At 26.2% G+C, this 9026-nt stretch carries 8 protein-coding genes and 1 other RNA gene; 4 read left to right on the top strand and 5 right to left on the bottom strand.

Annotation, left to right across the window (positions count from 1 at the left end):
* Positions 1 to 216 precede the first annotated feature (216 nt).
* A complete protein-coding gene (locus QZ429_RS06850) occupies positions 217 to 1200 on the top strand; it encodes a DUF3800 domain-containing protein (protein WP_291953144.1) in 984 nt (327 codons plus the stop codon).
* Between the two features lie 123 nt (positions 1201 to 1323).
* Here the strand turns inward: QZ429_RS06850 and ssrA are convergent.
* Together ssrA and QZ429_RS06840 are read right to left on the bottom strand one after the other, a co-directional pair.
* Positions 1324 to 1683: a transfer-messenger RNA gene (gene ssrA, locus QZ429_RS06845) on the bottom strand.
* Position 1684: 1 nt separating this feature from the next.
* On the bottom strand, positions 1685 to 2095 hold the full coding sequence (locus QZ429_RS06840) for a histidine phosphotransferase (protein WP_291953143.1): 411 nt from the start codon (positions 2093 to 2095) through the stop codon (positions 1685 to 1687).
* 227 nt (positions 2096 to 2322) lie between these two features.
* Here QZ429_RS06840 and ruvB point away from each other — a divergent pair, with 227 nt between their 5' ends.
* Both ruvB and QZ429_RS06830 read left to right on the top strand, forming a co-directional pair.
* Positions 2323 to 3333, top strand: a complete 1011-nt coding sequence (gene ruvB, locus QZ429_RS06835) for a Holliday junction branch migration DNA helicase RuvB (RefSeq protein ID WP_291953142.1) — start codon at positions 2323 to 2325, stop codon at positions 3331 to 3333.
* Positions 3323 to 4366 (top strand): AI-2E family transporter, encoded by a 1044-nt coding sequence (locus QZ429_RS06830; protein WP_291953141.1) that lies wholly within the window; start codon positions 3323 to 3325, stop codon positions 4364 to 4366. Before ruvB ends, QZ429_RS06830 begins: the two co-directional genes overlap by 11 nt.
* 8 nt (positions 4367 to 4374) lie before the next feature.
* On the opposite strand, the gene QZ429_RS06825 is transcribed toward QZ429_RS06830, so the two are convergent.
* Entirely contained in the window at positions 4375 to 5676 is a 1302-nt protein-coding gene (locus QZ429_RS06825; protein ID WP_291953139.1) for an MFS transporter, read from the bottom strand.
* Between the two features lie 82 nt (positions 5677 to 5758).
* Here QZ429_RS06825 and rdgB point away from each other — a divergent pair, with 82 nt between their 5' ends.
* On the top strand, positions 5759 to 6367 hold the full coding sequence (gene rdgB / locus QZ429_RS06820) for an RdgB/HAM1 family non-canonical purine NTP pyrophosphatase (protein WP_291953137.1): 609 nt from the start codon (positions 5759 to 5761) through the stop codon (positions 6365 to 6367).
* Positions 6368 to 6373: 6 nt separating this feature from the next.
* Here rdgB and QZ429_RS06815 read toward each other — a convergent pair whose 3' ends face one another.
* The gene (locus QZ429_RS06815; RefSeq protein ID WP_291953135.1) at positions 6374 to 8824 is read right to left on the bottom strand and encodes an MMPL family transporter; all 2451 of its coding nucleotides are present in this window, start codon (positions 8822 to 8824) and stop codon (positions 6374 to 6376) included.
* On the bottom strand, positions 8824 to 9026 hold a 203-nt coding region (locus tag QZ429_RS06810; RefSeq protein WP_291953133.1), incomplete at its 5' end, for an ABC transporter substrate-binding protein. The genes QZ429_RS06810 and QZ429_RS06815, both read right to left, overlap by 1 nt.

Raw genomic sequence — 9026 nt, 5'->3', positions numbered from 1 at the left:
GAAAATCTACTTCTAAAGTATAATTTGTGAAAAGATTATTATTTAAATATTTTTTAATTTCTTCATAAAAATTCATAGAATACCTTAGTATTTTTTTCAAAATAATAACAAAAAGAACTTTTTAAAATACTAAGAAAATGCTTATATTGGGCTTTATATTGTAATTTAAATTAGAATCAAATATAATATACTTTTATTTTCAAAAAAAGATAAAACATGGATATATCAGATAATAAAGCTATAAAACTTATTCAAAATTTACTAAAACAAAAAAGATACTTTGATATAGCAGATAAGCTAGAGGATACAAATTTAGAGTATTCCTTTGATGGAATATGGAAAAAGATAACTTTTAAAGTAAACCCTAAATACATTTTTGATTTTAACAATTGTGATAAAAATATTCGTAGAGAAATTATAAAAATTTTAAATCTTATTAGTTTTGATAATATTAATGAAGTTGAGAATATAGATTTTAAAATTAATGAAAAGTCATTTTTGGAATCTTTTGAAGATGTTTTGTATTTTTTCGTAGATGAATCTGGAGATATGGATTTTAGTGAAAAAGGTTCTAAATACTACATGTTTAGCTTTTTAGTTAAAAAGCGTCCTTTTAAATTACACGAAACTATCTCATCTTATAGATATTCTTTACTTGAAAGAAACTTAAATCCTTTAAATAATAGACTAGATATAGAGAAATTTCATGCATGTGAAGATAACAAGCACATAAGAGAACATCTTTTTAATCTAATCTCCAAATTTGAAGACAATGATATACAAATCTATTCTTATATATTAGAAAAACCAAAAGTCATGCCTGAAAAAATAAAAGAAAAATCTAATTTTTACGCTGAAAATTTGAGTTATGCAATCATAAAACTACTAGAAAAACTTAAAACATCAAAAAACTTTATAGTAATAACAGACAATTTACCCGTTCAAAAAAATAAACAAACCCAAATTAAAGCAATAAAAAATGGAGTAAATACTTATATAACTAATAATAAATTAAATATAAGATATGATATTTTTCACCATTGTAGTGCCTCTAGTGTTAATTTACAGCTTATTGACTACATCAATTGGGCTATACAAAGAAAATATGAAAAAAATGATACATATTTTTATGAAAAAATAAAAAAATATATTTTAGATGAAGAAATTGTAACGAAAGAAAGAATAACAAAGTATTATTGAAAGACCTCACTACCTATCTAAAAAGAAGCCTTCCTTGAAGTCTTATCAGTAGCAAGGAACCTTTGATGAGATTATATTATAAAAATATTAAATTCTAATAAATCGATACATAAACTTAAAATTTGGTGGAGACGAGGGGAATTGAACCCCTGTCCAAAAATAAAACAACCGCAGTATCTACATGTTTAGCAAAGGTGAAAATTTCATCTAGCTAAACTCACCTTCCAAAATTTCAAGCTAGACTAAGACTTTAATTTCGATTAAAAATTGTCACTTTTTAATCTACACTATCAAAGATGACTAAATTTTAAACTAGATAGTATCATCTAAAATTCAGGCTCAACTGAACTTACGCAACTTTAGCGTAAGCAGGAGCAAATTTAACGTTGTTTGCGTTTAATTTTAATTTTAAGCTTTTTACGCTTTGCTTAAAGCGACATGCCACCAAGGCCACTCTACTCCTGTCGAAGCCAAGTCGTCCCCATTATTTAGAAATTTTATCTGGAACATTAGCAATTAAAGGATTAAAAACTGCTAAAACAGCATCATTATTTTCATAGCTACAACAATATTTTTCAAATTGATCACTTATTAAAAGCATCCAATCTGTAAATTCATCACTAGCTGGACCTTCAAATTTTAAAGCTTGTTTTGTGATTTCTTCACAAAAAGTGCCAAAATTTACAAGCTCTTCAAGATTTAGTCTTTTAGCTGCCCATACAACATTGTGGATATTTTGTTCTAAATCTTTCAAAGCTTCTTTGTATTTTTCACTACTGCTACTAAGTTTTACGATTAAAGGTTCTAAAATATCACAAAGACTTCTAAAAAAATATAAAAAACGCTCAATTTCCTCAAGCTCATAATCTCTTTCTAACTGCTCTAAAATTCCCATTTTTAACCATTAATATTCGTTATAGACTAGAAATTATAACAAATTTTATTAAAAATGTTTGAATAAAAAATGAGGAATTTAGAAATTGATTAGAAGAAATTTTCAAAGATTTTTGACAATTTATTTATATCTTTACGAGATTAATCTTGCAAAGATATAAGCTTTTTATCAAATTTAAAACTATATTTTGCTAGTATTTTAACTTAAATTTATATTAAGTAATAATTATGGACAGAATTGTAGAAATTGAAAAATTTACACCAGATGAAAGTTATGAAAATTCACTAAGACCCTCTAGCTTTGATGGATATATAGGGCAAGAAAATATCAAAAAAAATTTAAAAATTTTTATTAAAGCAGCTAAAAAAAGAAATGAATGCTTAGATCATATACTTTTTAGTGGGCCTGCAGGGCTTGGAAAAACAACTTTAGCAAATATTATAGCTTATGAAATGGGAGTAAATATCAAAACAACCGCAGCTCCTATGATAGAAAAAAGCGGAGATTTAGCAGCAATATTAACAAATTTAAGCGAAGGCGATATCCTTTTTATAGATGAAATTCACCGCTTAAGTCCAGCTATTGAAGAAGTGCTTTACCCTGCTATGGAAGATTATCGTCTTGATATAATAATAGGCAGTGGGCCAGCAGCACAAACTATAAAAATAGACTTACCAAAATTTACTTTAATAGGAGCAACAACAAGAGCAGGTATGTTGAGCAATCCTTTGCGAGATCGTTTTGGTATGCAATTTCGTTTAGAATTTTATAAAAATGATGAACTTGCTATTATTTTAGAAAAAGCTGCTACAAAACTTAATAAAATTTGTGAAAAAGAAGCTTCTTTAGAGATAGCCAAACGTAGTCGTTCTACTCCAAGAATAGCTTTAAGATTATTAAAACGTGTGAGAGATTTTGCAGATGTTAATGATGAAAATACTATCAATGAAAAAAGAGCAAAAGAAGCACTAAATTCTTTAGGGGTAAATGAGCTTGGTTTTGATGCTATGGATTTAAGGTATTTAGAACTTTTAATCGATGCTAAAAGAAAACCTATAGGACTTTCTAGTATAGCTGCTGCTTTAAGTGAAGATGAAAATACTATAGAAGATGTAGTTGAGCCTTATTTACTTGCTAATGGTTATATAGAAAGAACGGCTAAAGGTAGGATAGCGAGCTTAAAGAGTTTTGATATTTTAAAACTAAAGTATGATAAAGGGTTATTTGATGAAAAATAGTAAATTTTTTTTAATAAGTTTTATTTTAATTGTTTTATTTTGGGTTTTATATCTTTTTAAGCCATTTTTAATGAATATAGCTATAGCTAGCTTAATGGCTGTTTCTACCTCAAATATCAATGTCAAATCTCTTATGATTTTTAAAGATAAAAAAGTTATAGCTGCTCTTGCAACGACTTTATTTACCCTAGCTTTGTTTTTTATTCCTTTTGTGTATGCTATTATAGAGCTTGCTAAAGCAGCAAAAAATTTCGATATAAATTATATTTACAATACTATAGAATACTTTAAAAATTATAATCTCCAATTACCAGAAACTCTAAGCTTTATAGAGCCAAAAATCAAAGAAATTCTAACAAGTATTGATTTGAATTCTTTATCAAAAAATATCTTGACCTATCTTTCTAGTGCTACCAAATTTGGCACTAAATTCTTAACTGATATGGTGTTAATTTGTATATTTTATTTCTTTGCAAATTTATATGGTTCCCAGATAATTAGTTATATAAAAACTATAATACCTATGAAAAAAGAAGAAACTCAAGGAATCTTAAGTGAAGTAAGTAATGTAATGTCTGTAGTATTTTATTCTATGGTTTTAAATGCTATTTTGCAAGGAATTTTATTTGGTATCATTACAAAAATTTATGGCTATGACGCTTTTTTAATGGGAATAATATTTTGCTTTAGTTCTTTATTACCAGTTGTAGGAGGTGCTTTGGTATATGTTCCTGTTTCATTATATGAATTTGCTAATGGAAATTTACACGCAGCCTTAATAATATTTTTATATAGCATAATAACAATTTCATTTATAGCAGATACTCTAATTAAGCCTTATATTCTCAAATGGATCAACAAAAAACTAGTTAAAATTCCAACGCAAATTAATGAACTTTTGATATTTTTTGCAATGATAGCTGGAATTTCAAGCTTTGGTTTTTGGGGTATTATTTTAGGTCCTGCAATACTAACATTTTTTATTTCTACTTTAAAATTATATATAATTTTAAATGAAAAACATTTCGTATAAAGCAATTATTAATTATCAATAATTGCTAAAATTTCTTTTTCGCTGATAATTCTTTTGTTGTATTTTACTACTAAAAATTTAGAATTTTTATACACATCTACAACTCCATTGATAGCTTTAATAATACTTAAATCTTTTTGAATATCTAATGATAAATATATATTTTTAAAATCAGCCGGACTTTGTAAAAAAAATAACAAAAATAGCCATACCGCAGAGAGAGTAATTAAAATAAAAGCAAGAATACTTAAACTAAAATGATGTAAAAAATACCCTCCTACAACGCCACCTAAAAAACTTCCAAAATAACCAAAAGAATTAAATATACCTAAAGCTGCACCTTTTTCATTAACTTTAGCAAATTTACTAGCACAACTTTGCATAATAGGTTCGTGTAAATTAAATCCTATAAAAAAAACCACAACACCTATCATAAAAACAAAAGCATTATTAGCAATAGCAAAAAGTATATAAGAAAGGATAAAAAACACAACACCTAAAAGTAAAATTTCTTTACTAAATCCTTTTCTTTCACCTAAAGAACCAGATAATCCCATAGCAATAAGTCCTAATACCATAGAACTTGCATACACATACCATAAATTTTCACTTGGATAATTAAAATTATTAACCAATATTAAAGGAATGCTTAAAAATGCTATGCTCATCAACATTTTTTGCATACAATTGGTTAAATTCATCAATGCTAAATTTTTTTCCTTTAAAAGCATTTTTAATGGAGTTTTTGTATTTTTATGATGCACAGCGTGTTCTCTTGGCACAATGCTAAAAAGTAAAATAATACATATAAAACTTAAAATAGCACTAAGATCAAATAAACTAGAAAGTCCAAATTTAGCACTCATTAAAGGAGAAATTATCAAAGAAGCTGCAAAAGAAATTCCTATGAAAGACCCCATAATAGCCATAGCCTTACCACGATTTTCTTCATTAATAAAATCACTTATCATAGCAGTTGCCACAGCTCCTATAGCACCAGCACCTTGTAAAAGCCTACCAATTATCATAATATAAATATCATTTGCATAAGAACATACTAAAGAGCCTATAATAAAAATTATCAACCCTATGAGCATAGTTTTTTTACGCCCAATTTTATCAGAAATCACACCAAATGGAACTTGTAAAATCATTTGAGTTAGTGCATAAACACCTACTAAAAGTCCTACTAAAAATTCATTAGCCCCCTTAAGTTCTAAAGCATACAAACTTAAAACTGGCAAAACTATAAATAATCCAAAAAATCTAGTTGCAACTATAAAAGACAAAGGTAAAACTGCTTTTATCATACACCCTCCTCATAAAGAATAATTTTACTATGATTTTGATAAACTTTTTTTAAAAGCTATTTATAATAAAAAGTGAGTTTTAATGAAAAATAAATTAAAAATTATCGTTGCAAGTTCTAATACACATAAAATTCAAGAAATAAAAAAAATCTTAAATACTTATGAAATTTACTCATTAAATGAGGTAATTAAACCTTTTGAAATTATAGAAAATGGAAAAAGCTTTAAAGAAAATGCTTTAATTAAATCCTCAACCATTTTTAATGCACTTAAAAAAGATGAATTTATAGTTTTAAGTGATGATAGTGGTATTAGTGTCAAAGCTTTAAATAATGCCCCTGGAATATATTCTGCAAGATATTCTAAAGAAGGCACTGATAGTGCTAATAATAAAAAAATTATATCTAGCTTGCATAAAAAAAATCTTTCACAAAGCAAAGCATTTTATACAGCAGCCATTGCCATAAGTTCTAAATATGGAAATTTTTGCACACACGGATATATGTATGGAATGATTATTGATACTTTAAGAGGAAATAATGGCTTTGGGTATGATCCATTGTTTATTCCTCAAGGCTTTAATCAAACACTAGGAGAGCTTGATGAAAAAATAAAAATTCAAATATCCCACCGCTTAAAAGCTTTAATGCTTTCAAAATATATATTTAAACTTTTAGAAAAACTACCATAAGATACTTTATTTGTTATTTTGAAAGTATTTTTGAATTTTTTGATTAAAATTAAAAAAACTTACAATAAAACTTGGTAATAAAAATAAAGAACCAAACAAAAGCAAACTCATTGCTAAAACGGTTAATAAGCCAAAATAAATTGTTGGGATAAAATTACTACTTACCATAACTAAAAACCCTAAAATAATAGTAAAACTAGTATAATATATCGCACTGCCTATACCTAAATGCGAAGCTTTAATAGCTTCTTGTAAATTTTTATATTTTAATTCTTCTTTAAAACGATGGATATAATGGATCATATCATCTACACCTATTCCTATACAAATAGCAGCTATTGTGATACTCATTATATCTAAGGGGATATCAAACAACCCCATTAAACCAAAAACTAAAGCCAAAGGAATAACATTTGCCACAATAGCAAGCAAAGCATAAAAAAAACTTCTAAAAATAAATACAAAAAGCACAAAGATTACAAAAACAACAAAAATTAAAGTATCAAATTGTGCTGAAAAAAGACTCTGAAGCATATTATTATACAAAAGCATAATACCGCTAATTTTTACCTTTACATCATCATTTTTCAAAAGCTCTTTTAAATCATACTCAAGTTTTTTAATGAATTCATCACGCCTTAAAGTAGGATCACTATCTAAAATTCTCATACTAAATCTTAACTCATTATCTTTGATACTTACGTATGGATTTAAAACTTGTCTTTTAAAAGCCTCATCTAAATTCTCATATAAAAATGCCAAAGCAAAATCATCTAAAGCCTTGTTATCATTAATACTTTTTCCAAGCTCAAGCAAGCTTTGCAAACTAAGCACTGAACCTACGTATTTTTGTTTGATTAAAAAATTATGCACCTTAGCAGCAATTCTTGTTTTATCACTACTAAAAAAATATCTATCATTTTGTGCTAAATCATCAAATTCTTTTTCAAAATCATCTTGAATATCATTGTGATTTTTAGTATCTGGAAATTTTATTATCACATCTAAAGGCATAGTTCCGCCAAGTTCTCTATCAATAACAAGCAAACCTTGCTTAATTCTAGATTCATCTTTAAAATAATTTACAAAACTATTTTCAACCTTAATTTTAAAAATTCCAACAATTGCAACAATTACACAAACAAAGCTAATTAAATAAATAATTTTTCTATGATTTAAACTAGCATTGGCACAAAATGTCAAAAATTTAAGCGAACTTTTATCAAGTTTTTTAACTTTTACTATTGGAAAAAGTATCAAAATACTTGCAAAATATATATAAGCTAAAAGCAAGCTTACACTTATCCCAAGACTCATCATAATACCAAGTTTTATAATAGGCTCAATATCTGAAAAGATAAAACTTAAAAATCCAACTATAGTCGTTAAAATAGCGTAAAAACTTGGACTAGCTTTATCAAGTAAAGTTGATAACAAAACCTTATAAATACTAGATTTTTTATGTTTTTGTAAATTTTCTATAAAATGAACTATCAAATGAATAATCACTGAAACCGTGATAATTAAAACCAAAGCAACATAATTTGAAGAAACTATAGTAATATCAAAACCTAAAAGAACAAAAATTCCACTCGAAGTAAGTAAAGAAATAATACAAATTCCTAAAGCTAAAAACACCCACCTCAAAGAACCAAAAAACCACCACAAAGCTATAAATAAAAGCCCTATCAAGCTAAGACCATAAATTTTAAGATCTGATTTTACATAAGAAATCATATCATTAGCTATCATTTCTACGCCACCAAGATGTAAAAAATCATCATTTTGACTATATTTTGATATTATATTATTAATTTGATTTAATCTTTCTTGGCTAAATTTCCTCATCTTTTCTTGATGATTTTTAATCATTTTTCTAAAAGATTCTTTTTCTTTATTATCTTTAGCTTCATCACGTAATTTAATCAATGTATTATAAGTTTCATCAGGCTTTAAATAAATTAAAATTCCAGCCGTTTTTCCATCTTTTGAAATAAGATTATTTTTATAAAAAGGGTGATTTAAAATTTCATCTTTAGCTAAATTTATATCAACATCAATGCTAAATATATTAGGAATATTTTTTATTAATTCTTTTAATTCTTTATTTTTAGAACTTCTAAGCAAAGGGGCATTAGCTATAGAAAATACTCTTTCTACTCCTTGAATTTGAGCAAGTTCCTCACTCATATTTTTTATCAAATTTAAATTTTTTTGAGAAAATACTTGAGAATCTTTTGGAGTAAAAGCAAGCATTAAAAAGTTATCACTGCCATAACGATTTGTAAATTCTCTATAAAATTTCAAATCCTCATCATGCTCTAAAAGCAAACTTTCAGCATTTGCCTCCACACTTAAATTTTTAGCAAAAAAACTAAAAAATAAACAAAAAGCTAAACCGACACCTAAAGTAATCTTAGGAAAATTTAAAAAAAATTTGATAATTTTACTTAACATTACTCAAAATGAACATTTGATAATTTATCTAACAAAGTATCAAAATCCGCATTTGTCAATATATCTTTAAATTGCGATCTGTAAGTTTGGATAATGCTAATGCCAAAAATATCTACATCATAAATTTTCCAATCATTGTTTTTATTATAAAATTTAAATACAACAAAATTTTCTTTCCCATCAATAATCATTGAAGTTTTTA

It is taken from the genome of Campylobacter sp. (assembly GCF_020024835.1).
In the GTDB taxonomy this organism is placed as follows: Bacteria; Campylobacterota; Campylobacteria; order Campylobacterales; family Campylobacteraceae; genus Campylobacter_D.
Note: the sequence above shows the minus strand (reverse complement) of the source record. Positions and strands in the feature narration are given on the sequence as shown.

What these genes read in the sequence shown, in the direction of transcription:
- QZ429_RS06815 (WP_291953135.1), bottom strand. Translation starts at nt 8,824, where the DNA reads ATGTTAAGTAAAATTATCAAATTTTTTTTAAATTTTCCTAAGATTACT.
- ruvB (WP_291953142.1), top strand. Translation starts at nt 2,323, where the DNA reads ATGGACAGAATTGTAGAAATTGAAAAATTTACACCAGATGAAAGTTAT.
- rdgB (WP_291953137.1), top strand. Translation starts at nt 5,759, where the DNA reads ATGAAAAATAAATTAAAAATTATCGTTGCAAGTTCTAATACACATAAA.
- QZ429_RS06840 (WP_291953143.1), bottom strand. Translation starts at nt 2,095, where the DNA reads ATGGGAATTTTAGAGCAGTTAGAAAGAGATTATGAGCTTGAGGAAATT.
- QZ429_RS06825 (WP_291953139.1), bottom strand. Translation starts at nt 5,676, where the DNA reads ATGATAAAAGCAGTTTTACCTTTGTCTTTTATAGTTGCAACTAGATTT.
- QZ429_RS06850 (WP_291953144.1), top strand. Translation starts at nt 217, where the DNA reads ATGGATATATCAGATAATAAAGCTATAAAACTTATTCAAAATTTACTA.
- QZ429_RS06830 (WP_291953141.1), top strand. Translation starts at nt 3,323, where the DNA reads ATGAAAAATAGTAAATTTTTTTTAATAAGTTTTATTTTAATTGTTTTA.